The organism is Aeromonas sp. 600724, assembly GCF_049175135.1.
In the GTDB taxonomy this organism is placed as follows: domain Bacteria; phylum Pseudomonadota; class Gammaproteobacteria; order Enterobacterales; family Aeromonadaceae; genus Aeromonas; species Aeromonas veronii_A.
Genome location: NZ_JAAKUM010000013.1, coordinates 137,080 through 160,386 on the forward strand (window position 1 = coordinate 137,080; position 23,307 = coordinate 160,386).

29 protein-coding genes, 1 tRNA gene and 1 other RNA gene are annotated in these 23,307 nt (G+C 56.5%); 6 read left to right on the top strand and 25 right to left on the bottom strand.

Features of this window, described 5'->3' with window-relative positions:
* The 6 genes from G5168_RS13635 to G5168_RS13660 form a co-directional block, all read right to left on the bottom strand.
* Positions 1–222, bottom strand: a complete 222-nt coding sequence (locus G5168_RS13635) for a hypothetical protein (RefSeq protein ID WP_058059549.1) — start codon at positions 220–222, stop codon at positions 1–3.
* Positions 215–517 (bottom strand): hypothetical protein, encoded by a 303-nt coding sequence (locus tag G5168_RS13640; protein ID WP_421207288.1) that lies wholly within the window; start codon positions 515–517, stop codon positions 215–217. Before G5168_RS13640 ends, G5168_RS13635 begins: the two co-directional genes overlap by 8 nt.
* Positions 514–1,089, bottom strand: coding sequence for a glycoside hydrolase family 108 protein (locus G5168_RS13645; protein ID WP_279488095.1), 576 nt, complete (start codon positions 1,087–1,089; stop codon positions 514–516). The genes G5168_RS13640 and G5168_RS13645 overlap by 4 nt, the downstream gene beginning before the upstream one ends.
* Positions 1,090–1,159: 70 nt before the next feature.
* Positions 1,160–1,609, bottom strand: a complete 450-nt coding sequence (locus G5168_RS13650) for a hypothetical protein (protein ID WP_421252339.1) — start codon at positions 1,607–1,609, stop codon at positions 1,160–1,162.
* Between the two features lie 38 nt (positions 1,610–1,647).
* Positions 1,648–2,919 (bottom strand): hypothetical protein, encoded by a 1,272-nt coding sequence (locus tag G5168_RS13655; RefSeq protein WP_128296783.1) that lies wholly within the window; start codon positions 2,917–2,919, stop codon positions 1,648–1,650.
* Positions 2,920–2,992: 73 nt separating this feature from the next.
* A complete protein-coding gene (locus G5168_RS13660) occupies positions 2,993–3,415 on the bottom strand; it encodes a Mor transcription activator family protein (RefSeq protein WP_042084123.1) in 423 nt (140 codons plus the stop codon).
* 113 nt (positions 3,416–3,528) lie between these two features.
* Between G5168_RS13660 and G5168_RS13665 the strand changes: the two genes are divergently transcribed.
* Positions 3,529–3,822, top strand: a complete 294-nt coding sequence (locus G5168_RS13665; protein ID WP_042084125.1) for a hypothetical protein — start codon at positions 3,529–3,531, stop codon at positions 3,820–3,822.
* Position 3,823: 1 nt separating this feature from the next.
* On the opposite strand, the gene G5168_RS13670 is transcribed toward G5168_RS13665, so the two are convergent.
* The 12 genes from G5168_RS13670 to G5168_RS13725 form a co-directional block, all read right to left on the bottom strand.
* On the bottom strand, positions 3,824–4,276 hold the full coding sequence (locus G5168_RS13670) for a gp16 family protein (RefSeq protein WP_288729734.1): 453 nt from the start codon (positions 4,274–4,276) through the stop codon (positions 3,824–3,826).
* Positions 4,277–4,314: 38 nt separating this feature from the next.
* Positions 4,315–4,542 carry a hypothetical protein gene (locus tag G5168_RS13675; RefSeq protein ID WP_288729733.1) on the bottom strand — a complete coding sequence of 76 codons (228 nt, stop codon included), beginning with the start codon at positions 4,540–4,542 and terminating at the stop codon, positions 4,315–4,317.
* Positions 4,529–4,786, bottom strand: coding sequence for a hypothetical protein (locus G5168_RS13680; protein ID WP_042084131.1), 258 nt, complete (start codon positions 4,784–4,786; stop codon positions 4,529–4,531). The genes G5168_RS13675 and G5168_RS13680 overlap by 14 nt, the downstream gene beginning before the upstream one ends.
* A gap of 45 nt (positions 4,787–4,831) precedes the next feature.
* An RNA gene (locus tag G5168_RS13685) (hammerhead ribozyme type II) lies at positions 4,832–4,901 on the bottom strand.
* A 7-nt stretch (positions 4,902–4,908) separates the two neighbouring features.
* Positions 4,909–5,103, bottom strand: coding sequence for a hypothetical protein (locus G5168_RS13690; protein WP_042084133.1), 195 nt, complete (start codon positions 5,101–5,103; stop codon positions 4,909–4,911).
* A gap of 12 nt (positions 5,104–5,115) precedes the next feature.
* Entirely contained in the window at positions 5,116–5,736 is a 621-nt protein-coding gene (locus tag G5168_RS13695; RefSeq protein WP_005345949.1) for a DUF3164 family protein, read from the bottom strand.
* A gap of 10 nt (positions 5,737–5,746) precedes the next feature.
* A complete protein-coding gene (locus tag G5168_RS13700; RefSeq protein ID WP_029300298.1) occupies positions 5,747–5,926 on the bottom strand; it encodes a hypothetical protein in 180 nt (59 codons plus the stop codon).
* Positions 5,927–5,945: 19 nt separating this feature from the next.
* Positions 5,946–6,194, bottom strand: a complete 249-nt coding sequence (locus G5168_RS13705; protein ID WP_042084137.1) for a hypothetical protein — start codon at positions 6,192–6,194, stop codon at positions 5,946–5,948.
* Between the two features lie 56 nt (positions 6,195–6,250).
* Complete coding sequence (locus tag G5168_RS13710; RefSeq protein WP_421252340.1) at positions 6,251–6,802, bottom strand: transcriptional regulator; 552 nt, start codon at positions 6,800–6,802, stop codon at positions 6,251–6,253.
* The gene (locus G5168_RS13715) at positions 6,786–7,388 is read right to left on the bottom strand and encodes a hypothetical protein (protein WP_148610685.1); all 603 of its coding nucleotides are present in this window, start codon (positions 7,386–7,388) and stop codon (positions 6,786–6,788) included. The genes G5168_RS13710 and G5168_RS13715 overlap by 17 nt, the downstream gene beginning before the upstream one ends.
* A gap of 45 nt (positions 7,389–7,433) precedes the next feature.
* Positions 7,434–8,156, bottom strand: a complete 723-nt coding sequence (locus G5168_RS13720) for an AAA family ATPase (RefSeq protein ID WP_029300291.1) — start codon at positions 8,154–8,156, stop codon at positions 7,434–7,436.
* Between the two features lie 42 nt (positions 8,157–8,198).
* Positions 8,199–10,412: a DNA-binding protein gene (locus G5168_RS13725; RefSeq protein ID WP_421252341.1), complete on the bottom strand. Its 2,214-nt coding sequence runs from the start codon at positions 10,410–10,412 to the stop codon at positions 8,199–8,201.
* A 408-nt stretch (positions 10,413–10,820) separates the two neighbouring features.
* Between G5168_RS13725 and G5168_RS13730 the strand changes: the two genes are divergently transcribed.
* Positions 10,821–11,567 (top strand): LexA family transcriptional regulator, encoded by a 747-nt coding sequence (locus G5168_RS13730; RefSeq protein WP_421252342.1) that lies wholly within the window; start codon positions 10,821–10,823, stop codon positions 11,565–11,567.
* A 367-nt stretch (positions 11,568–11,934) separates the two neighbouring features.
* Here G5168_RS13730 and G5168_RS13735 read toward each other — a convergent pair whose 3' ends face one another.
* The 4 genes from G5168_RS13735 to fadR all read right to left on the bottom strand — a co-directional run bounded on the left by G5168_RS13735 (position 11,935) and on the right by fadR (position 14,697).
* Positions 11,935–12,819, bottom strand: a complete 885-nt coding sequence (locus G5168_RS13735; protein WP_421252343.1) for an AEC family transporter — start codon at positions 12,817–12,819, stop codon at positions 11,935–11,937.
* A gap of 12 nt (positions 12,820–12,831) precedes the next feature.
* Complete coding sequence (locus G5168_RS13740; protein ID WP_005352343.1) at positions 12,832–13,389, bottom strand: YaeQ family protein; 558 nt, start codon at positions 13,387–13,389, stop codon at positions 12,832–12,834.
* A 188-nt stretch (positions 13,390–13,577) separates the two neighbouring features.
* Positions 13,578–13,718 (bottom strand): TIGR02808 family protein, encoded by a 141-nt coding sequence (locus G5168_RS13745; protein ID WP_005345965.1) that lies wholly within the window; start codon positions 13,716–13,718, stop codon positions 13,578–13,580.
* Positions 13,719–13,983: 265 nt separating this feature from the next.
* Positions 13,984–14,697 carry a fatty acid metabolism transcriptional regulator FadR gene (fadR, locus tag G5168_RS13750; RefSeq protein ID WP_026034983.1) on the bottom strand — a complete coding sequence of 238 codons (714 nt, stop codon included), beginning with the start codon at positions 14,695–14,697 and terminating at the stop codon, positions 13,984–13,986.
* 333 nt (positions 14,698–15,030) lie between these two features.
* Here fadR and nhaB point away from each other — a divergent pair, with 333 nt between their 5' ends.
* Entirely contained in the window at positions 15,031–16,611 is a 1,581-nt protein-coding gene (nhaB, locus tag G5168_RS13755) for a Na(+)/H(+) antiporter NhaB (RefSeq protein WP_421252344.1), read from the top strand.
* Between the two features lie 98 nt (positions 16,612–16,709).
* On the top strand, positions 16,710–17,231 hold the full coding sequence (gene dsbB / locus G5168_RS13760) for a disulfide bond formation protein DsbB (protein ID WP_005336895.1): 522 nt from the start codon (positions 16,710–16,712) through the stop codon (positions 17,229–17,231).
* Between the two features lie 79 nt (positions 17,232–17,310).
* Here the strand turns inward: dsbB and G5168_RS13765 are convergent, their stop codons facing one another.
* The 3 genes from G5168_RS13765 to uvrB all read right to left on the bottom strand — a co-directional run bounded on the left by G5168_RS13765 (position 17,311) and on the right by uvrB (position 20,404).
* Entirely contained in the window at positions 17,311–17,958 is a 648-nt protein-coding gene (locus tag G5168_RS13765) for a DedA family protein (RefSeq protein ID WP_040069761.1), read from the bottom strand.
* Between the two features lie 179 nt (positions 17,959–18,137).
* Positions 18,138–18,395: a YkvA family protein gene (locus tag G5168_RS13770; RefSeq protein ID WP_005360976.1), complete on the bottom strand. Its 258-nt coding sequence runs from the start codon at positions 18,393–18,395 to the stop codon at positions 18,138–18,140.
* Positions 18,392–20,404: an excinuclease ABC subunit UvrB gene (gene uvrB / locus G5168_RS13775; RefSeq protein WP_193859255.1), complete on the bottom strand. Its 2,013-nt coding sequence runs from the start codon at positions 20,402–20,404 to the stop codon at positions 18,392–18,394. Before uvrB ends, G5168_RS13770 begins: the two co-directional genes overlap by 4 nt.
* Positions 20,405–20,537: 133 nt before the next feature.
* On the opposite strand from uvrB, the gene G5168_RS13780 reads away from it, so the two are divergent.
* Together G5168_RS13780 and G5168_RS13785 are read left to right on the top strand one after the other, a co-directional pair.
* Positions 20,538–20,613, top strand: a tRNA-Asn gene (locus G5168_RS13780).
* A gap of 773 nt (positions 20,614–21,386) precedes the next feature.
* On the top strand, positions 21,387–23,072 hold the full coding sequence (locus G5168_RS13785; RefSeq protein ID WP_005345980.1) for an aspartate:alanine antiporter: 1,686 nt from the start codon (positions 21,387–21,389) through the stop codon (positions 23,070–23,072).
* Positions 23,073–23,307 lie beyond the last annotated feature (235 nt).

A 23,307-nucleotide genomic window follows, 5' to 3' on the forward strand; every position in this document is an offset into this window, starting at 1 on the left:
TTACTTGACGGTATGAGTCGCCTTGATGCGGCCCCAGATGGCGAGCAGGCCACCCACCGCACTGGCCAGATCCACCAGGGTGGATGCCAAGCTGGCTTGGGTACCCGCATCGACCGGCACACCGAACAGGCCCGCAATACCGGCCCCCACGGCAATCACACCACCGATCACGGTGCGGCTTTTGAAGGCAGACTTCGCTTGAGGTAACAGAGAATCAGGCATGATGGACTTCCTTTTGTTGAGGTTGGGAATGACGGGCACGGGCCCGCAGGCGATCCAGTTCGGTCACCGAACGCCACCCTTTCTCGAACAGGGATTGACGGGTCTGGTGGTGGCTATAGAGCGGGATCGCCTTCGGGTCAGCGATCTGATTGGCCAAAGCGGCCTTGAGATGGGCTTTGCGCCCATCCTTGAAGCAAGCGAGATAGCGGGGGTTCTTGAGCTCAGGAATGCCAAAGTAGCCCGCAGCCTGGATCGCGGCCGTCGCCTTCTGTTGCTTGATGGTCAGCACGCTCATGCCACCACCTCGCCAACCACGTCGGAAAGGAGGTAGCTCTGCAGACGCAGCAGCCGGTTGATCCAGCCATCGGCATTGGCCCATTGACTCGGGTCTTTGCGCACAATTCCGTGCATGAAGCTGGCCCGCTGCATCATCAGCGCCAGCAGGAACGGGCCTTCGCCCTTGGCGCCCAGTTGCTGTTTGAGCCTACCAATCGACACCGGGCCAAGGCGGCCATCTGCCATCACCCCCAAGACCTGCTGCAGCTGTTGGATGGCGCGTTTCGGCCCGTGATGCACCGCTGCATCAAACACGGCGATAGCGAGGGCCGGGCTTAAGCTGGCAATCAGGTCACAGCGAGCGGGCGCCCAGTAGTTCTGGCGGTAAAAGGGCTCGGGATGGGCCGGAGTCAGATCACCGATAGCGATATCGGGTACCCCATCCCGATCGAGGTCGGCCATGCCGTCCTTCTTGCCATCGGCGGCATCGGCGATGCCGTACTTGGTATGACCACCACGGTCGGCGGGATGGTTGACTTCGCCCCCTTCCACATCGGGACGAAGCAGCCATTTAAGTGCGAGTGATAACATAAAGGCCCCTCGGTGAACTGCGTTATCAGCAGCGTACCGAGGGGCCTGTATGGCAGGGGTTTATGGTGGGTTACTTCAAAGAGTGTTCGGGAGGTGAGGAGCTGGCAGTCGATGGTCGCCCATATTTCATCGCAAAATAGCGCTGTTCCATCATGGACAATGTTTGCTCTTGGGTAGCTACTGTTGCTTCATTGATCGATTTTACTAATCCGCCAACATAGCGATCCGCTTCTAACCTTGCGGCAGCCAACTTTATTTTAGCCTGCTCAATATCCTTCTCCAGTGCCTTCAGTTTGTCATCATCTGTTGCATTTGATGGCAGACCTACAGCCGCAGCGCTTTGTGTTGCCTCGGGTATGGCTTGGGATGGTACTTCTGATTCAGCTGGGGCATTGTTGCTCATAGGCTTGCTATCACATGGCCAATAGTCCACCCACTCCCCATCGCATTTATATTTTATGGCCCCCTCCGCAAGACCAGCCACAAAAATTGACGATATAGCCAACGCAAACCACTTCACTTGAACCTCCTTGTATAAAAATAACACTAAGTGGTTAATCAAAGCCCTGCATCATTCTGAGCCTTAATTTCCTGTTCACATTCCGTCTCGTTAGAAAAACTATATTCAATAGCCAAATACCCTGAGTTTGTATCGTTTGCTGTAGCAAGAAGAGCTACTGAAGCAATATCATTTGGTAAGGGTTTTTCTGCCCCCTTCCAAGAGGTAAATAGATAACGTTCTTTTTTATGCAAAGCCCTCATCCAATCCTCTGGCTCCTTCCAGATGGAACCAACCGTTAAAAAATCCGTTCGCTTATGCTTCCCATAGCGCTGATCCAATTTTTCTTCAAAATCATCAAATTCTGTTTGCAACTGATGACCATGGGGATTGGTTGTTATATCCTTCCCTATTGCTTTAATCCAACAAAGACCAGATTTATCAGATATTTGTACTGCGTACCTCACAAAGTCTGGATGTGGTTTAGGTGGATTGTCAAAGAGGTACGTGCCATTGCCGATCGGTGTAATATGACCTTTAAACATCTCTTTGGTCATCCCCATCGCCACACCAAATGGGCCATCAGCAGCCAACATAACATGTGGTTCTTCAATTGGTGTTGGTGTTTCCTTGGTTTCATTGGGTACTGTCGCTTTAACATTGCTTTCTGTATTAGGTGTGGACAATGCTGATGAGCTGACTGTTAATGGCAAGCCATATTTTGAGACTAGATACTGCTGCTCCAACATTGCAAGTGTCTGCTCTTGAGTTGCTACGGTTGATTGGCTGACGGCTGCAATTAGACCACCACTATATTGAGCCGCTTTAGCTTTAGCCTCAACTAGGTGCTGTTTTGCTATTTCTATATCACTCTGCAGAGCTTGAGCTCGTTCAGGATCCGGCTGGCTTGTTGGCACGACAATAGTCACCTTGGCACCTGTTTCGATTGCTTGTATTCGCTGAGTTAATATATCTCGGCTTAGTTTCAACGTTTCTTCGCGAACTTGTTTAATGGCTTTTATCAACCCACCATTATATTGAGCAATCTCAGCAGAGACAGTATCTATATCCTGACCAAGCTTATCGCGTTCTTGCTTGAGCTGTCCCACCAGCTCTTGTTCCTGTGGTGTCAGTGTCCTTTGCTCATTACACGCTGAAAGAACAAAAATAGAACAAACCAAAAATGCAATCTGTGTTTTTTTAAACATCACGAGCGACCTCTTATCCTTAGTCAAAAAACTCAATCCAGAATCGCTATCTCGCCCAACAACTCCAGTATGATGAGCTGCAACCCCAACAATTCGAACTTGCAATACCGAATAGTCAGCCATAAAAAGAAACCCCATTACATGGGGTTCTTTTGTATCTGTGAAGATGTACGCATTTTGATGCGTTTTTTCTCAATTACTTGAAAAGGGCATACTGCATGCGACATTTCATCAATTGTCGTTGCTCCGCAACCACAGCATAGGTCTGGGGTACCGACAGCCCGTGCTTGCGGGCAAGCGCATCGATATTTCGGCCGTTGAACTCATCCCAGATAGCCCTATCCCGCAGCGCAGCCTTAAGATGATCCCCGGTGGGGATGTAGTAGGCCCGGCCCCCCATATAGTGGGCCTGTACCAGTGCTAACTTGCGGGCCTGAGCCTTGGCCTGCTCGGGCCGCATCCCCCCTCTTGCCAATTCGCAGGCCAGCACATCCACCAGCTCGCTCAGGGCTTTGGGCCATTTGGCCGTCAGTTCAGAGGCAGGGATCTGGTCGAGGCGATCGACCAATTGCCCCAGTGAGGCGTGATCATCGGCAAAGAGATCCTGATTGTGTTCCATGACTCCCCCGGCAAAACAGAAAAAGCGGTGCGCCGATTAGAACACAGGCTATTTTATGCGCACATTTTTTAGCGCATACTGAGTCCCTCGTTATCAAAGGGAGATTGAGACGAATGAGATGGAGCGAGCGCGTTAAAGAGTGGTTACTTGATCTCGATGTGAAACTGCAACGAGACCCTCATGCCCTATGGCCTGCGACTCTCGCCTGTGTGATTGCCATTGTGCTGATCATTTTTACCGGGGTACAAGTCAGCAAACTACCAGAGCAGGTTCATATGTTTGGTGGTATGAAAGACGTATTGTTGATTCTATGGGCCCCCTCAGTAGTAATTGGCTTGATTATTGTGGCCAAGGGAGTAAGTGCCACAATGGCTCGACTAGAAAAAGCAGGGCGTATTCCTGATTAACTCAGATACGGCTGTTCCACTTTTTCAGCGCTTCCAGCACTTTGACGGCCAGAGGCGCATCCAACCATCCTACCTCGGCCACCCCTACCCCGCCGTTTAAACGGGCGGTCATCCGTTGCACCCAATGGTTTAATGCGGTATCCGAACCATCCCTGATGATGCCAAGGCGGGCCATCTCACACCAGATGGCCCTGATCTTGGCAATTTCATTGACCCGTAGATGACCACCGGACGCTGGACTCAGCCGTCTGTTGGCTGCATGGCGAGCAGGCTTGGGAATAAAGCCCGCTGCTTTGAAGGCTGTCAGCACCTGTTCCAGCTCCTGTTCGCTTAACAGGGCGGCGCTGCGCTTGCCGGTGTGGCTGGCCAACAGGTCGCGGTAACACTCGTCATCAAGCGCCAACACACGGCGCCCTACCTGTACCAACCGGATCAGTCTGCTGCGCTTGTTCATCAGCTATCCCCTCCCCGTTCTGCCTTGCTGTCATGGTGCTACTCGGCCACTCTCATCTGCTGGTAGTGCTCATTGAGGCACCCCCGACACCAGCTGGAGAGCCGTGTGGCATCGCTCGCCACACCGAAAAACTCGGTATCCCATGGCCAGAACTCGCCACAACGGGGGCAACGCTGCTCCAGCCCCAGTTCGGTGATGCAGGCCCGACCGCTTTGCAGGCGGCGAGCCAGAATATGGGGGGCCAGCAGGGGGCTATAGATGGCCATGGCGACCCCCGGTTTCGTGTACCCCACCACCATCTCTGGCCGATTTGGCCTGTTGCAGCTCGGCCACCAGTTGCCAGCGCATCTGGCAGGCTTCTCCGGCCAGTGCGTGAAAACCACGGGCGCGCGCTTCTTTATCAAACTGTTTGAGCTGTTTGCACACAGCCCGTTTTTCAGCGGCCGCCAGTGCAATGGCTGCGCTGCTGAATATCTTGGTAAGCCGAATATCCATCTCTGTTTTGGTCATCGCCGTGCTCCTTGTATCAAGACGGTGAAGACCTGGGCCCAGATCATTTGGTTGCTCATCAGTACCCGGTCACCACACCGGATAGACAGGGCGGCATCGTCGCCCTGTTTCGCATTGGGCCATTACTCGAACTGCAGTGGCGTCACCCCTTGATACTCCTCGGCATTGAGGGGGGCAGGCCCCAGCCCCAGCGTCCAGAGCAGGGCGGCCTTGATGCCATCCTCATAGGTGTCGTCGGGGTAGCAGGTGCCCTCGGTTTCGGTGATCTGCTCACAGAGCAGCAGTTGCTCTTCGGCTTTTTCCACGTTGATTTCCATCACGCCTCCTCCCTATACCTTGGCCAGATCCAGGCTCATCTGGATGTAACGCCCGTGAGCGTCACGCTCGTAGAGCCGCAGATATTGGCTGGTGCCGGTCACCTGGATGGCATCAACAGCGGCTTGCATGGCCAGCAGCCAATCCGGGTCATCGATATTGAGCTGACGCAGGGAGAGCACCTGATTCACGTCGATATGACCGCTCTTGGATACCCTAAAGGCATGATCTACCAGAGCGCGGATCTCGCTGCTGGCGCCATCGCTCCAGCGTTCGATGCACTGGTCAATCAGCGCTTTGGCGGCCTGGATCCGTTCATCAAATTTGCGGTGCTCCCCCACCGCCCGAATGAGCTTGTAACGGCCATCAAAACTGAGCAGGGTCACGTTGCCCTTGGTGCCGCCCCACGCCACGCCGTACTGCTCGGCGGAGAGATCCACAAAGTCGGCGATCTGTTGCATGGCGCCAATCTTGAAGGCGGCCAGCTGTGCGCGTTGCTCGCGAGCTGCGGCGATAATGGCCAGCACCACTTCGTCGCGCAGCTTGTCTGCCGGGGCGATCAGGTTTTCCGGTACCCAGTGCCCCTGGGCGTTCTGGCGCATCGGGGTGGTACTGGCGGTTTGTGCTTCTTGCATGGGCTTCTCCTTAATGGATCTTGTTGCTGCCGGGCACCGGAGGGCACATCACGGCGCTGTACTGCTCTGCTGTCGCGCTCGCCAGCTCCTCCTGATGGGTCGCGCTGCAGAATTCGAGAAACTTGGGTAACTGGCGCAGCACCACCCGCGCCAGCGCCTCGTCTTCTATCTCAAGCTGGATCTTGCTCATCTCATCCCCCTTGCCGGTTTCAGGATTCTTGGCGCCAGTGGAGCAGGCAGCCGCCAAAGCGCACCAGGGCGACTTCGCGCACCACGCCCGCCAGACATTCACGGCTCAACACGGCGCGCGCCTTCATCTCTTTGGGCAGTGGCCCGGTAACCGCCAGCAGCGGGGTATGGCAAACCCGACTGGTGCGAACGTCATATCCCTTGGCCGTCAGCCAGTGGCTGAGTTGCTCGGCGGTCTTTTGCAAATTGCTGTGAAGATGCTTTTTCATCCCGTTCTCCTTGTGATCTCGTCACCGGGCCCACCGCGAAAGAGCCCCGCCAACCCTTATTTGCCTTCTTGCTTGTCGAGCAGTCGGTTGTATTTGATGGCCATGATTTTCAGCTCTTCGGCCAGCAGCTCACTCAGAATACGCAGGCTGCTGCTGGCATTGTCGCCATCGCTTTTGGCCTGTCGGCGCAATCTGGAGAGGGTGGCCTCGGCGTCATAGCGAGCCGTTTTCTGCGACCCTTTGCCCTGCTCTACCGATAACCGCATCGGACGGCGCAGTTGCTGCGCCTCGGTCAGCTGGCTATGGGGGCAACCGCTGCGGCATGCCTTCCAGAGCTTGATATCCATCGGACTGCTGCCCACTTCGCTGGGGCCTCGGCGTTGGTGCGCGAGACACTGATGCGCCGGGATCTCACCCAGGATGGGGCACCTCACCTTGTTGCCCATCAGGGCCCCTTCCACCAGGGTCTGTACCCTTGCCATATCGCCGGGATACTTTTCGTTGCAGACTTGGCTGATGGTGGTGCGAGAGAGCCCGAGCTTCTCGGCCACCTGGGCCAGCGAACTGGCCGCCACTTCGGCCTGCAACACCTCAAGCCACGTTTCCATGTGTCTCCTCCTCCCGTTGGAACGGGTATAACTGCTGCTGGTTTTGATCCCAGCAACCATGGTCACGACACAGCGGGGCATAACGGCCTGTATCCCTGACCAGCTGATAGCGTCCTGTCAGGCCGTGTCTGGCGGGTACAGGCAGCAAACTGTCAACTTTGAACAGCACCTTGACGTAACCGGCTTTTACCAACCTATCGGTGTAAAACCAGGCTTGTTTCTGACCCGTCTCTGCCGTCAGCATCAGGTCTGTCAGGGTGAAGAAGCGGCTGATCTTCATGGTGTTCCACATTTTCTGTTGATTGGTTTTGCGCTTGTTCCTGCATTTGGGCCGCTTCTGGCCACTGCTTTTGCCAATCGGTGGCATGTATTGAGCGCTAACCACTTTGAAATAGGCCGGGCGGGATACCACGCCGTCCGGGTGTTTAATGAGGTGGCCAGCGGCCAACCAGTCACGCACGACCTTGTAGATATGTGCCTCCGACATTCCCGTCACGGCGATCACGTCCTTGATCAGAAAAGTCTCTTGCTGGCACATCCATTCCCAGGCTTGCAACGTCATTAGCGTTGCTTTTGTATCAACCACTGGAATCCCTCCCGTGCTTTGTTTTTATTGGCTGTAGCCTGACGGCTAGCGGCTGCGACGCACGTCATGGAGCAACTCGCTGGCGTCAACGTCCTCCAGCCGGATAATCCGGGCATCAGAGGCCATCGCCATTTTTTCAATCTTGTCGAGGGCCGAGACGATAGTGCGCACCACGCCGTTGGAACGCTTGCGGATCAGATCCAGCAGTGCATCGTCGATCTCCACGTCCACCTCCAGCATTTCGCTGGCAATCAGGGACACATCATCGAGATCGGCCGGTTTGAATTCGATCCACTGGGAGATGCGGTTAAACAGTTGCTTGCGCTGGCTGATGCGGCGGGCAATCTCTTCCATCCCGACCAGGATCAGGGGTTGTTCGGTGGCATCGTAGATATCGCGCAGGGTCTCCATGATGCGGGCATTGCCGACCACGTAATCGGCCTCGTCCACGAAGATGGCCAGCTCTTCGGCGCGCACGGATTCGATGATGCTATCGACCTGAGCGCGCAGGTTGTGGCGCTGGGGAATGCCGATCTCTTTGGCAATCTGCTCCAGCAGGCTGGTCACCGTGTCGGCCTTGTAGCAGCGGACATAGATGCCGTTCACTTCGTCCTGGTTGAACAGCCATTCCACTGCGGTGGTCTTGCCAAAGCCGGAGGGGCCATGGATCAGGCCAATGCCCGGCACTATGCTGGAGCGGTTGAGCAAGTTGTCGAGCAGCTGCTCGGTCTTGATCATGTTTTTGACTTCAACGATCTTGTGTTTCATAGTGGGTTTGTCCTTTGTTTTTGGGCCTTTTCGGGCTATTCGCTAACCTTTTGCCTGGGTGCGGCGGGTAGCCCGAACTTCATCCAGATGGCGGTAAATGCGTTTTGCCATCAGCTTGTGGCTGTAGAGGTATCGGGTCAGCCACTCCTTCTCCCGCTCTGTCAGCGGGGTATCCAGCTCCCGCTCTGCCAGATAGATGGCTTGCTCGTACTCGGTCTTGAGTGCTCTCGATTCCTGCCCTGCGGTGGCTTGCGCCCGCTGCGCCTTCGCTTCCCGTCTGGCTTCTATGGCGGCCAGTTCTGCCGCATTGAAACGGGCGGGTTCAGCGGGCGTTGAGACCCCGGTGAGCGCGGCCAATGCCGGGTTATCGAGGGTGAGATCGCGACGGCTGAACGCTTCAATACCCTTGGCCTTGTCGACGAAGTGGCGCACCACATCCTGATGGAGCTGGTCGATGCCAAAGGTCTTGGCAAGGTTGCGCATCTCGCGGCGAAAACTGGCCAGCGCCTTGGCATCGGCTTTTTTGGCCGCCCGGAAGGCATCGGGGCTGATGCCATTGCCCAGCAGGTCGATGTTGATGGCCTCGATCCGCTCGTTCCAGTCGCCGGTGCGGTACAAGATGGCGCGGCCCACATCGCACGGATCGAGAAAGACGCTGACCCGCTGGCTCTTCCAGTTGTGCTCCAACAGTTCGGGGGCGCTGTATTTGAGGCCACCGGCCTTGATAAAGCCTTTGGAGACGGTCGCCTCACCGATATGGTTGAGCAGCAGATCCAGCGCAGCTTCATCGGGAATGGCGCGGCGCTGATAACGGGCCAGCTGGTACTTTTCATTGGGGCTGACCCCGAGGGCACTGTGCTTGCGGTTGTGGTAACGGGCATCGAGCCAGTTATCGAGCAGGGTTTGCAGCTCTGCGGCTGTCATGGCCAGCTCGTAAATATCTTTTTGCGCATCCGGTTTGCGCTTCTCCTCCAGCCGCTGGGCAAAGCTCTTGCGCGCCTCGATCACCTGACGGTCTGCCACACAGTGACCTATATAGGAGGGCAACAGCTCGATCAGGCCGTGGCTCAAGGTACGGAAAAACCGCTCGATATGGGGTTTCTCCCACCCCGAGTAGGCGTTGGAGCGGCTGACGTTCATACCAAGCAGGGTGCAGATGGACATGACCCGCTGGCTCACGTAGTCAGAGCCGTTATCGGTGCGCATCACACCGTTATCGTTGAGGGTGCCCCAGGCCAGCAGGGTCTTGCGCAGCAGCAGGCAGATCCCCTCGCTCGATGAGCTCTTGGCCACCAGCAGACGAACGCGACGGGTATACACGTCGATCACCGCGATGATGCTGTGGCGACCATCCACCAACATGGCATCGACCGGGGTGCTATCGAACTCCCACACGTCGTTGGGCTGGGCCATCCAGGGGTACATCTCCTCGATCGCGCTGCGGTATTTGTTGTTGTAGGCATCCGGGTTGGTGGTGTAGGTAAAGGCCACCTTGTTCTCTGCCAACCATTTCACCATCCAGCGACGCAAGGAGGATTGGCTGGGGATCTGCCATCCCAGCTGATTCATGTCGCTGTATTGGCTGGCCAGTTCGTGCAGCGCCCCCCACTTGTTGGCCAGATGGGGCTTGGTGGTGACCAGTGCGGTGAGAAACTGGGCCAGATCCGGGCTCTGTTCGACGGTTGATAGCCGTTCCCGCTGATAGTTGCCAGCCAGGGCTGCGGGGCCTTCATCCGCAAGCGCACTTTGCCAGCGGCGCAGGGTGATCAGACTGAATGGCTTTTGCCTTTCATAAACGCTGACAGGCAGGGCGAGAGTGCGGGCACGGTATGCCTCGATAAAGACGCGGCGACCCACCTCCCCTTGCTGGCAGGCGTGATAGGGGGCCAGGAAGATATCGGCGGCCTGCAGGATCAGCAGTCTGGCATCGACCTTCTGGCGAGCCCCCTCCCCCAAAGTCAGCAATTTGCGGCCTGCCTCCGGTTTGACCGGCACCTCGCGTGCCAGCAACTTGGCCATGGCCTTGCCACCCGCCGCATGGTCGGTCACCGCATGGCCTTGTGCGGCCACAGCTTGTTCTGCCAGATAACGGCGGGTTTCAATCGGCAGTGAGCCAATGTGGTATTCGGCCCCTTTGCCTTTCTCGCGCTTGCGGCTTTGCCACTCTTCACGCTCGGCCTTTTTGCGCACACCATCGGGGTAAGCGGGCATGCCGACCAATCCGGCCAGCGCCTGGGCGGTGTACCAGGTGCTCATTGGTCACCTCCCAGCAGGTCGATCCCCAGCGACTCGGACAGCAGGGCCATGATGGCGCGGCTTTCCCGACGCTTGGGGCTAATCCCTCTGGCCGGAGCATAGTGTTTGATGCAACGCTGTACGGCTCGGGGGTGCAACCCTTTAGCGCGGGCCCAAGCAGCTTGGGAAAATCCGCATTTTATGAGCTCAGCCCTGATCCACTCTGGTGTTTTCCCTGACATACTCACCCCGTTTCGGTATCATCAAGTGTCGCAGCGCGTATCTTTATCATTCATAAAAGAATGATTTTATGTCGCGATGCGTCATATATGAATGATTGATCACCCCAAAAAGATTGACAAGTCTTTTTGTGCGGAATTTTTTGTCTATCGACTCACCAGCATTAGCCACTAGCCGAGAATTCCTTGTATGTCAGAGCGTTATGAAGAAAAACCACAAGCAGTACAAAAAGACGGTGAGGTATCTTTTCTGACGGCGGGAATGGATACTTTGAGTGACCGTCTGGATGAGCTGCGCGGGAGCCTGAGCTACAAGGCATTTGCCGAACTGGTGGGGATGAGTGAGTCGGGGATGCGCAAATACTTCCCACCGTTTAATTCGCTGCCCACCATCGACAAGGCGCTGCGCATCGCGCGGACGTTCAATGTGAATCTGGAGTGGCTGGCCACCGGTCAGGGCCCGAAACACCCCGATGGAACGGCAGAGCAGATGGTGCAACGTGAGGAGTTTGATGAAGAGTACGCGCTGATCGATGGCTACCATGTCACAGTCAGTACCGGCCATGGTGCGTTTAATGATGATCATGAGGTTAAACGCAAGCTGGCCTTTCGCCGCAAGTGGCTCACGTTTCGCAAGTTAAACCCGGAAAACTTGGTGGTGGTCTTCGCCAAAGGCGACAGCATGGAGCCCACCATCCACTCTGGTGACTCTATCCTGGTCGATATCAGCAAGAATCAGATCGAAGACGGATCCATCTTCGTGTTGCGCCTGGGAGAAGAGCTCTACGCCAAGCGCCTGCAGAAAAACTTCGACGGCGGGATCACCATCATCAGCGACAACCGCGATGATTACCCCCTGCAGGTCGTTCCAGCCAACCAGCTGGAGAGCCTGGCCGTGATCGGCAAGGTAGTCTGGGCCGGGCACGATTTTTTTTAACTGTAACTATCTGATTTTGTGATACCCCGCTGCTGATATTATCTAGCCAGTGATTATTTAAATGGCTCTAGGCAGCAATCACTACATTTTTCATTTTCAGTGCATCGACTCGCAGCCTGACTCTAAAGTTTTCATTTTGCGGTTAAACGGCTTGGTTTAACCGCATCACGCCACAAGCCCCGCCATTCCTGAGTTTGTCCCGCCATCTCCCACTTGTTTTCGCCAGCTCCCGGTTTTTCATTCTTGGTGGTGGGTTACAGGAGGCAATGTTGGACAGAAATCGCATGGATTAGATGCGAACGACTGTGACTCGGTTCGATCAAGCAATTGGCCAGTGAGTCGCACCGTCGCACCAATGCAATCTGGCTTAGCCGGGCAGATGAAGTGCCAGCCAGACCGCCAGCGGGATCACCAGCACAGAGAGGGCATTGCCGCCGAGCACGATACTGGCCACCTTGTCCGGCTGGCAGTGATACTGCTCGCAGAGCATGTAATTCAAGACCGCAGGGGGCAAGGAAACCGACAACATCAACAGCGGGATCCACTCCGTCTTGAGCGGCAACAGCCAGATCGCCAGCAGCAGCGACAATCCCCCCGCCAACAGATAGAGCAGGTTGCACTTGAGCGCGAGGCCAAGGTGATCAAGCTCTCCCTCCATCAGGCGAATGCCCAGCGCAAAGAGCATCAGGGGCACCGAGATCTGGCCGAGCAGCGAGGCCGTGGTCACCACATATTCCGGCAGCGTAATGTGCAGGTTGGCCACCAGCAAACCGGCCAGCGCGGCCCACAACACAGGGCTGCGCAGCCATAGCCAGCGGGAGGTATTGGCCGAGAGGATAAACATGCCGACCGAAAAGTGCAGCAGATTGGAGAGCACAAAAAGGATCACGATGGCCCCCAGTTGCTGCTCGCCAAACGCCAGCACCATCAAGGGGATACCGAGATTGCCGGTATTTCGGAACATGGCGGGCAAGATCAGCGCTGCCCGCTCAATCCCTTTGAGTTTGAGCAGCGCGAGCAGCAGACCGGGTAACAGAATAACCAGCGCCCCCGCCGCAATCAGCGGCAGATGCTCCGCCAGCGCCAGCGGATACTTGACCAGCGCGGAGAAGACCAGCGCCGGGGTAAACAGCTCGATATTGGCCCGATTGACGTAACCGAGGGCGGCCCCCGGTTGCAATCGCCCGTAGAGAGCGCCGAGCCCGACCACACCGAACACCGGGATGACGATATTGAGCAGGGCGCTGAACATGGGCGGCGTCCGTTACAGTTCGCGGGCCGGTTTGCCCATCAGCACCACCGGATCCAGCGTTACTTCCAGTGCGCCGTTACTGACCCAGAGCTGACCATCGGAAATGGTGCAAGTGAGCTGCATGGTACGCTCGACCATAGCGGTGAGCGGCAGGGTCTGGCTGTCGGAGAGTTCGATGATGCTGAGGTTGTCATGCTGGCTCAGCTTGCCCTGGTTCTGCTTCCACCAGACGGCTGTACCACGACCGCCGTAGAGGTAGAGCACCACCTGACGGGCGCGGTTACAGGCCTTTTTCAGCCGTTTTTCATCGGGTTGGCCCAGCTCGATCCAGAGCTCTATTTCGTCCGAGTAGTTCTTGCACCAGAGCTCGGGTTCGTCATCGGCGCTCAATCCCTTGGTGAACTCCAGTCGCTCGGCGGCGTGCCAGGCAAAAGCCGCCAGCCGGATCATCATCCGCTCATCGGTTTCGGAGGGGTGGCGCGCCAGCGTGAGGGAGAAGTCCTGATACAGATTGCGATCCATATCAGACAAACTGATCTGGGCCTTGAATACGGTTGCCTTGAGAGCCATAGAAAACCTTGAACCCCTGATAAGAGAAGGGTGAGTGAGAAATACGGGCGCCAGTGTAATCAAAATCGGCGGCAGGTTCGACCATCCTGACCAAAGATTTCCCCTTCCCTGCCGGGATAAGTGCTTTAAAAGACACACAAAACAAATGCCAGTCCGAAGACTGGCATTTGGCGGCATGGAGAAGCGACTCACTTCTCGGCGGACTGTACCCCGAACGCATTCAGCAGCATGCAACAGGTCACTGCCACCGCCACGAATCCGCTCAGAAAGATAAAGGGCATGGCCCCGTATCCCAGTACTGTCCAGATGGTGTGTTCAAGAAGACTCATTGTTGTGTCCTTCATCCGGTGAAAGGTGTGTTCCTTCTGGCGGATATTGGCTCCGCTCTTGATGCCTCCATTTGACCTCAATCAGCGGTTGGGTCCTATGCCACCAAAGTGATAAATGCAGGGTTCATTTGCGCTGGATCAAGCTTTTTGGCCAAATATCCATGCAGTTCAAGCAATTACCATCACCAATCTAGGATAGACACAAACACGGCAGAATAAAAAAACGCGCCGGATGGCGCGTTTCTTGGACAGCACAGGCAAGGGATCAGTTGTCGCACAGATCGCTTGGCATGTCCTGACGCAGGCGGGTCCACAGCTTGCCGGACTCGATACCGTACTGACGCACCGTCATGAACACGGCTTCGTGGTTCTTGGTCTCCGCCAGATTGAGCAGAGTCTTGTAGTAGGCATCTGCGGTCTCGCGGGCCTGCTTGTCGGAGAAGTAGTAGCTGCCAACCCGGCTGTACAACCCTTTGAAACCGTTCAGGATCAAAGCGTAGATCGGATTGCCGGAAGCAAACGCCAGCTGGTGGTGCAGGCGATAATCGAACTCGGCATAAGCCTGAGCGTTGTTCTCGACCCCATCGGCACCACGCAGGATCTCGGCGGCCTGTTCCGGATTGTGACGGATCGCCCCGCGGATAAAGATGGTGCAGATATGGGTACGGGCGGAGAGCAGCTGAGCTATCAGATCAGGTACCTTGTCCTGATCCAGACGAGCCAACGTCTCCAGAATATTGAGGCCGGAGGTTTCCCAGAAATTGTTCACCTTGGTCGGCTTGCCATGCTGTATGGTCAACCAGCCATCACGGGCCAGTCGCTGCAGCACTTCGCGCAAGGTAGTCCGCGTCACCCCGATCAACTCGGATAATTCACGCTCGGCGGGCAGAATAGATCCGGGAGGAAAGCGATTGTTCCAGATGGACTCGATGATGTATTCCTCGGCAAACCCAGCTGGGCTCTGCGCTTTTATAACCATGAATTGACTCTGTTGTAATGCGTAAAAAGGCTGACGAATGATATCAAAGCGATGATGGCTGGCAAGCATAAGGTCAGTCCTCTGCTCACATATGGCAAATATAGTGTTGGGAATATGTATCTAATCGCCACGAGGGAGCCAGCCAACCCCGACAAGGTGGTTATAAAACAGACAGATGGGCAGAGATCCATCGGCTATCATTTATAATCGTCACGCTTTTTGATTAAAATCACGAGGAATCAGACAGATAAAGGCCAACATCCGGAGGCACAGGTCGAATCATCCTTGACTGCATAGAAGCAGATCCTAACAACAAAGTTGAGACCCATTATCATGCCAATAAGCCTAGGGCAGGCATTCGCCAAGAACTTCTTGGGCAATGCACCACAGTGGTATAAAAGCGCCATCTTGCTATTTCTGGTGATCAATCCGATTGCCTTCCACCTTGATCCTTTCATTGCGGGCTGGTTACTGGTCGTTGAGTTTATCTTCACCCTGGCCATGGCCCTCAAGTGCTACCCCCTGCAACCGGGTGGTCTGCTCGCGATCGAAGCCGTGTTGATCGGCATGACCTCCGCCGATCAGGTCAAGCACGAGCTGGTCGCCAATATCGAAGTGCTGTTGTTGCTGGTGTTCATGGTGGCAGGCATCTATTTCATGAAGCAGCTGCTGCTCTATGTCTTCACCAAGCTGCTGATCGGCGTACGCTCCAAGATCCTGCTCTCCCTCTCCTTCTGTCTGGTCTCCGCCTTCCTGTCAGCTTTTCTCGATGCCCTGACCGTGATTGCCGTGGTGATCAGCGTCGCCACCGGCTTTTACGCTATCTATCACAAGGTCTCTTCCGGCAAGGAGTTTGGTCACAGCCATGACCATACCGACGATAATGAAGTGGCTGAGCGCAATCGCCAGGATCTCGATGATTTTCGCGCCTTCCTCCGCAGCCTGATGATGCATGCCGCTATCGGGACCGCGTTGGGCGGTGTCTGCACCCTGGTGGGCGAGCCGCAAAACCTCATCATCGGCGAGCAAGCCAGCTGGAACTTCGCCGAATTTGCCATTCGCATGTCCCCCGTGACCGTCCCCGTCTTTATCTGCGGTCTGCTGACCTGCGTGTTGGTGGAGCAGTTTCGCTGGTTTGGCTATGGCGCCCGCTTGCCGGACACAGTGCGCGCCATCATGGAGGAGTACAACCGCTACGAAGAGGCAAAACGCAGCCCGCAAGACAAGGCCAAGCTGATCGTTCAGGCATTGATTGCGGTCTGGCTGATCGTCGGTCTGGCCATGCACCTGGCAGCCGTTGGTCTGATTGGCCTCTCGGTCATCGTGCTGGCCACCTCCCTGACCGGGATCACCGAGGAGCACTCGCTGGGTAAAGCCTTCCAGGAGGCACTCCCCTTCACCGCCCTGCTGGCGGTCTTCTTCAGCGTGGTCGCCGTCATCATCGATCAGCAGCTGTTCAAGCCGGTGATCCAGCTGGTACTGGCTGCCAAGCCGGAGAACCAGCTGGCTCTCTTCTATCTGGCCAATGGGGTGCTCTCCATGGTCAGTGACAACGTCTTTGTCGGAACCGTCTACATCAACGAAGTCAAGACTGCCCTGCTCAATGGCGCCATTGACCGCGCCCAGTTCGATCTGCTGGCGGTAGCCATCAACACAGGTACCAACCTGCCATCGGTCGCCACCCCCAATGGTCAGGCCGCCTTCCTGTTTATGCTCACCTCGGCATTGGCGCCGCTGCTGCGCCTCTCCTATGGCCGCATGGTCTGGATGGCGCTGCCCTACACATTGGTGCTGGGGCTGATCGGCTTTTTCTCTGTCGAATTGCTGCTTGGTCCTGCCACTGAGTGGTTCTATCAGCACGGATGGCTGGTGATGGAGAGTGCGTTGCCAGCGGTACAGCCGGCACTGCATTAATCCGTTGCGACGGTTTCCGAGGGCCCTTTCAGGGCCCTTTTCTTTTCGGTTCCGCTCTGCTCTAATTCAGCCACTGTTTTTTCTGAGAGATCAATGAGATGATCGAGTTTCTCCGCCGTATCGCCGCCCATCGGCTGGCCTGGGGTCTGTTGGCAGCATCAGCCCTGTTCCTCGAGTTGTGCGCCCTCTTCTTCCAGCATGTGCTGGGCCTCTCCCCGTGCGTGATGTGTGTTTACGAACGGTTGGCGACCCTGGGTGTGCTGGCCGCTGGACTGCTCGGCATGGTGGCGCCGGATAAGTGGTATGTTCGCTGGAGTGCCATGTTGCTGTGGGGCTACAGTGCCTTCCGCGGCTTCCAGCTGGCCCTCAAGCATGTGGACTATCAGGTCAACCCCTCCCCGTTCAACGTCTGCAGCCCGTTTGCCGACTTCCCGAGCTGGGCTCCGCTCGATCAGTGGCTCCCCTGGCTCTTTATGCCGGAAGGGGATTGTGCCCAGATCACCTGGCAGTTCTTCGGTTACTCCATGCCCCAGTGGCTGGTCGTCATCTTCGCCGCTTACCTGTTGGTCTTCACCGTAGTGGCCATCGGCAATCTGGTGAAAGGGCGTTGCTGCAACTGATCATCATGGCCGTGTGGAGATAAAAGGGGGGAGCCATTATGGCTCCCCCCTTTCTCGTTCTGGCTGACCGTATTTCTGGTTACGCCCTGGCAGTGCTCATCTTGGCCTTGACCGCGCCAATTACCATGGGCAACAGGGAAATACCGATGATGCCGAAGATCAGCAGGGTAAAGTTGTGACGCACCACCGGCAGATTGCCAAAGAAGTGGCCGGCATAGACGAAGGAGAGTACCCACAGCAGGCCGCCAACCAGGTTGAACGCTAGGAAGCGCGGATAGGTCATGGCCCCCATCCCTGCAACGAACGGCGCAAAGGTGCGCACGATAGGCAGGAAGCGGGTGATGATGATGGTCTTGCCGCCATGCTTGGCATAGAAAGCGTGGGTCTTCTCCAGATAGTCGCGGCGGAAGATTTTGGAGTCCGGGTTACGGAACAGCTGCTCGCCGAAGAAGTGACCAATGGTGTAGTTGACCACGTTGCCCAGCACAGCTGCGATGATCAGCACGGCCGCCAAGGTGTGGACGTCCAGCACACTGCCCACGGTAAGCGCACCGGCGGCAAACAGCAGGGAGTCACCCGGCAGGAACGGCGTCACTACCAACCCTGTTTCACAGAAGATGATCAGAAACAGGATGGCGTAAACCCAGACGCCATAGTTCTCGAACAGCTCTTTCAAATGCACGTCAACGTGCAGGATAAAGTCGATTGCAAAGAGGATCAGATCCATTTTTTCCATACCCATAAAGTGAACGGCGTGGAGTCTACGCCAATGCCATCCGGGCGACAATCACCGGGGCAGCCTCTTTTTTGTCCCGCAGTGCCCACCTTCAAATGAAACCGTTTTTCCGCTTCCTTCGAGGGTGGGAGCACAAAGAGAGAAGCCGAGTATGTTGTTGAAAAGGTGAACTAGGAGGCCTGTTCCAGATCGCTGCGCACTGCGGGGGGCAAACAACGCTCCCAGCCCCATAGCAACACCAGCAGCAGGGTCACATCATCGAACCAGCCCAGCAAGGGCACCACGTCAGGGATAAGATCCACCGGACTGATGCCATAGAGCAGGATAAGGATCACCAGCCCCCTCGCCCACCAGGGGGTACCGGGATGGCGAAAGCCCTGATAGAGACGACGAAGTCGTTGCCAAATCAGCCAGCGTTTGCGGCTCATGATTCGATCAACTCGCTGCGCAACCGCTGGATCTGATCCCGCAGTGCCGCCGCCTGTTCGAACTCCAGATCCCGGGCATGCTGGAACATCTGCTCCTCCATCCGCTTGATCTCTTTGGCAATCTCGCTGGCTGAGCGGACATGGTATTCCCCTTGCGGCTCGGCCGCCTTGCGCATCCCCTTGCCAGGTTTGCCTGCCGTGCGGCTGCCTCCCATGTCCATCACATCGCCAATGGACTTGTTGAGCCCTTTGGGGGTGATGCCATGCTTGAGGTTATGGGCATGCTGCAAGGCGCGGCGCCGCTCGGTCTCCTCAATGGCGACCTTCATCGAGTTGGTGATGGTATCGCCGTAGAGAATGACCTTGCCGTTGAGGTTACGCGCCGCCCGGCCGATGGTCTGGATCAGCGAGCGGGTGGAGCGCAGGAAGCCCTCTTTATCCGCATCCAGAATCGCCACCAGCGACACCTCCGGCATGTCGAGACCTTCCCGCAGCAGGTTGATGCCGACCAGTACATCGAACTTGCCGAGGCGCAGATCGCGGATGATCTCCACCCGCTCGACCGTATCGATATCGGAGTGGAGATAGCGCACCTTGACGTCGTGCTCCGCCAGATACTCGGTCAAGTCTTCCGCCATCCGCTTGGTCAGGGTTGTGACCAGCACCCGCTCCTCGACGGCGACCCGCTTGCGGATCTCGGAGAGCAGATCGTCCACCTGCGTGGTCACTGGACGTACCTCGATCTCCGGATCGAGCAGGCCGGTTGGGCGCACAACCTGCTGCACCACATCGCCGCCGGACTTCTCCAGCTCGTAGGGGCCGGGAGTCGCCGAAACAAACACCGTCTGCGGCATCAGCGCTTCAAATTCGTCGAACTTGAGCGGCCGGTTGTCGAGCGCCGAGGGGAGCCGGAAGCCGTACTCCACCAGGGTCTCCTTGCGGGAGCGGTCCCCTTTGAACATGGCACCGATCTGCGGCACCGTGACGTGAGACTCGTCTATGATGAGCAGGCCATCCCCCGGCAGGTAGTCAAACAGGGTGGGCGGCGGCTCCCCCGGCGCACGACCGGAAAGGTAGCGGCTGTAGTTCTCGATGCCGGAGCAGTAACCCAGCTCCTGCATCATCTCCATGTCGAACTGGGTGCGCTGGCTGATGCGCTGCTCCTCCACCAACTTGTTGAGAGACAACAGTTGCTCGCGGCGACTGCGCAGCTCCTCCTTGATATGCTCTATGGCCCCCAGAATGGTCTCGCGCGGGGTGGCGTAGTGGGTCTTGGGGTAGATGGTGTAGCGCACTACCGTCTGCTCGATAGCGCCGGTCAGGGGATCGAACTGGGAGAGGCGCTCCACCTCTTCATCAAACAGCTCTACCCGCAGCGCCAGCTTGTCAGATTCGGCAGGGTAAATATCGATGACTTCACCGCGCACCCGGAAGGTGCCGCGCTGGAACGCCATGTCGTTACGGGTGTACTGCAGCTCGGCGAGACGGCGCAGGATATCCCGCTGGTTGATCACATCCCCCACTTTGAGATGCAGCATCATGCTCAGATAAGCCTGGGGATCCCCCAGACCATAGATGGCCGACACCGAAGCAACGATCACCACGTCGCGCCGCTCCAGCAGAGCCTTGGTGGCGGACAATCGCATCTGCTCGATGTGATCGTTGATGGAGGCATCCTTCTCTATAAAGGTGTCGGTGGTCGGCACATAGGCTTCGGGCTGGTAATAGTCGTAGTAGGAGACGAAATACTCCACCGCGTTGTCGGGGAAGAACTCCTTCATTTCACCATAGAGCTGGGCGGCCAGGGTCTTGTTGGGAGCCAGGATCATGGTCGGGCGGTTCAAGGTGGCGATGACGTTGGCCATGGTGAAGGTCTTGCCCGAACCAGTCACCCCTAGCAGGGTCTGATGAGCCAGCCCCGACTCGATGCCATCCAGCAGTTGGGCAATCGCCGCGGGCTGATCCCCGGCGGGTTGAAACTGGCTGGCTAACTTGAACAATTTGCTCATGAACACTCCCGACACAAAACAGCAGAGGAGCAGTGTAACCGAGGGTTTGGCAGCGGTACACCCGTGCCATCATCCCGCGAATGGCTTGACCACCCAGGACACCTTCTGTATGATGCTCCTCCTTGCCTGATGTTCCCCCGTAGTTCAGTCGGTAGAACGGCGGACTGTTAATCCGTATGTCACTGGTTCAAGTCCAGTCGGGGGAGCCAAATTCCTCACCATCTCGGTGCAAGTTATCCACTTTAGTGCCCTCTCCAGCCAATTTTAATGCACAAGATCCTTCTTGCTGCTGACGCTCCCTTTTGTTACCCGTCCCGGCTCGACAGAGTTTTCTCCTGTCGCATCTAACTATTTGATTTTTATACAAACATTTTTCTTCCGGTATTTTTTGAACAGCCCTTGCATCCCAGTATTGGCGCGGCTTTCAGGGCGATGAACAAGTTTCATAAACAGGGTTATCCACAGATTCTGTGGGTAAGTGCAGCAAGCCCTGTCAGGACGCGGGATTGCCTGTTATCCCCTGCAACAGGAGACCATTTTACAGGCTAACCTGATTTTATTCTGTTTTGTCCCACCCTCTGTAACTGTTGATTAACAGGCTCTATTGGCACTTTCCGGAGATATCTTTTTGCCAGCCCTTTCCCCATATGGGAATGACGCTAGTATCTCGTCATTTGACTCTTTTACGACCAAGAGAGCCCCAGGTTGAATCTGCTGAAACCGATCTGTGGCGAAGCGCTAGACAGCAGAATCTAAAATCTCACCCATGACAGTGCAAGCCCGGCTGCAACCAGCATGTTTCACTAATTGACAACGGGAAGGAGAGCAAAAATCACCTGCTTTTTTCCGATGCTCCCCTTATCCCGCCGCCTGCTCATTAAATAGCGTCCGATAACTTCCGATTAATCCCCCCTTATGCTTCTTTATTAGTGATAGATACGGCACAATATCGGCCCCACTTTTTTCCTCGGTTTTTCCGGGCATGACTATAGATTTTGTGACACTGCTGCATCAAAGCGACTCCCTGCTGCTCTTCGTGGTATTGGCCTTCGGCCTGCTGCTTGGCAAAGTGCGGATTGGCAACTTCCAGATTGGCAACACCATAGGTGTGCTGTTTACCGCCCTGCTGTTTGGCCAGATGGGCTTCGAGTTTACTGCCACCACAGAAAACGTCGGCTTTATGCTGTTCATCTTCTGTGTGGGGATTGAGGCTGGCCCCCACTTCTTCAGCGTCTTCCTGCGCGATGGCATCCACTACATCACCCTGACTCTGGTGATCTTGCTGACAGCTCTGCTGCTGACAGTGGGGCTGGCCAAGTTCTTCAATCTGGGGCCGGGCATGGCGGCGGGGATCCTGGCGGGTTCCCTCACATCGACCCCGGCGCTGGTGGGTGCACAGGATGCCCTGCGCAGCGGTCTGCTCAATCTGCCCCATCAGACCGACATGCAGGCGGTGCTCGACAATATGGGTATCGGCTATGCCCTGACCTATCTGGTCGGTCTGGTGGGCCTGATGCTGGTGGTTCGCTACCTCCCCTCGCTGGCACGACTCGACCTCAACACCGAGGCGCAGAAAATAGCCCGTGAGCGGGGCCTCTCTGACAGCGACAGCCGCAAGACCTACCTGCCCATCATCCGCGCCTATCGGGTTGGTCCCGAGCTCGCGGCCTGGATCGGTGGCCGTACCCTGCGGGAGACCGGCATCTACCCCCACACAGGCTGCTATGTGGAGCGGATCCGCCGTAACGGCATTCTCGCAAGCCCCGATGGCGATGCCGTCATTCAGGAAGGGGACGAGATCGCCCTGGTAGGCTATCCCGAGAGCCACGAGAAGCTGGACGTCAACTATCGCAACGGTAAAGAGGTGTTTGACCGTAACCTGCTCGACCTGCAGATCGTCACCGAAGAGATAGTGGTGAAAAACGACGCAGTGGTCGGCCGTCATCTGGTGGAACTCAACCTCACCGAAAAAGGGTGCTTCCTCAACCGGGTGGTCCGCTCCCAGATCGAGATGCCGTTCGATCGCAACATCATGCTGCAAAAGGGTGACGTGTTGCAGATCAGTGGCGAGAAACAGCGGGTCAAACTGCTGGCCAACAAGATCGGCTTTATCAGCATCCACAGCCAGACCACGGATCTGGTGGCCTTCACCACCTTCTTCGTACTCGGGCTGCTGATCGGCTCCGTCTCGCTGGTGTTCGGTCAGATTGAATTTGGTCTCGGCAACGCCGTCGGCCTGCTGTTGGCAGGTATTTTGATGGGCTATCTGCGTGCTAACCACCCTACCGTGGGTTACGTACCACCTGGCGCCCTGCGACTGGCCAAGGATCTCGGTCTGGCGGTCTTTATGGTGAGCACCGGTCTCAAGGCGGGTGGCGGCATTCTGGATCACCTGAGCGAAGTGGGTGCCGTAGTGCTCTTCTCCGGCATGTTGGTCACTACCCTGCCGGTGCTTGTCGGTTATCTGTTCGGGGTCTGGGTATTGAAAATGAACCCGGCGCTGCTGCTCGGCGCCATCACTGGTGCCCGTACCTGCGCCCCCGCCATGGATGTGGTCAACGAGGCAGCCAACAGCTCCATTCCGGCGCTTGGCTACGCAGGTACCTATGCGGTGGCCAACGTGATGCTGACGCTGGCAGGCTCCTTTATTATCGGCTTCTGGTTCTAACCAGTAACCATCAAATTACCGCTAACAAAGAAGGGAGCCTCAGGCTCCCTTCTTGCTATCTGCCTTTCTCCCAAGATGCGAAGCAGGCTTATTGGTGTGATCTCACCTGACACCAACCATCAGCGCTGAACTCTGCCCCCTATCCTACAATGGTTGACGCTCTGCTCTGCTCTGCTCTGCTCTGCTCTGCTCTGCTCTGCTCTGCTCTGCTCTGCTCTGCTCTGCTCTGCTCTGC